The 444-nt window shown below is 66.2% G+C and carries 1 protein-coding gene; it reads right to left on the bottom strand.

All coding sequences use genetic code 11. The features are described from left to right. Window positions 1–333, bottom strand: a 333-nt coding sequence (locus HR086_RS47560) for a hypothetical protein (protein ID WP_217442267.1), incomplete at its 3' end; no start/stop codon positions are given. Window positions 334–444: the final 111 nt, after the last annotated feature.

Here is a 444-nt window from a genome sequence, read left to right as displayed (position 1 = left end):
GAGATATTCAACGCGGCGCTGTGTGAGCTTGATGGCGTCGCCGGTCTGCTCATTGGTGTCGGCGGGCAGCGGCGTGGTGGCGCGCTGCTGGTCATATTCGCCACCGCCGTTCAGGTTGACCTGGGCCACGGCCGTCGCCTTGGACGGTGCCGTCGACGACTTGGCGTTGACGAGCACCACATCGAGGCCCGGATCTTCGCGCTTGATATCGAACGCCTCGGGGGCCACCACGCGCACGAACAGCAGTACAACATGCACGGCCAGCGACACCACCAGCGCCTTGGTGAGCGTGCTGCTGCCGGACCAGTCCGGACGGTTTGCGAGGGCGGCCATGGGGCGATTCCTGGTCGATGCGCGAAGAATGAAGGTCAGGCTGGGATTGTAGTTAGGCAGCGGCAGGCGTTCCACCGCTCTCGCCGTCTTGCGGCGGCGGCGCCACAGCCG

This window comes from Myxococcus sp. CA039A (assembly GCF_013336645.1).
GTDB lineage: Bacteria > Myxococcota > Myxococcia > Myxococcales > Myxococcaceae > Myxococcus > Myxococcus llanfairpwllgwyngyllgogerychwyrndrobwllllantysiliogogogochensis.
Note: the sequence above shows the minus strand (reverse complement) of the source record. Positions and strands in the feature narration are given on the sequence as shown.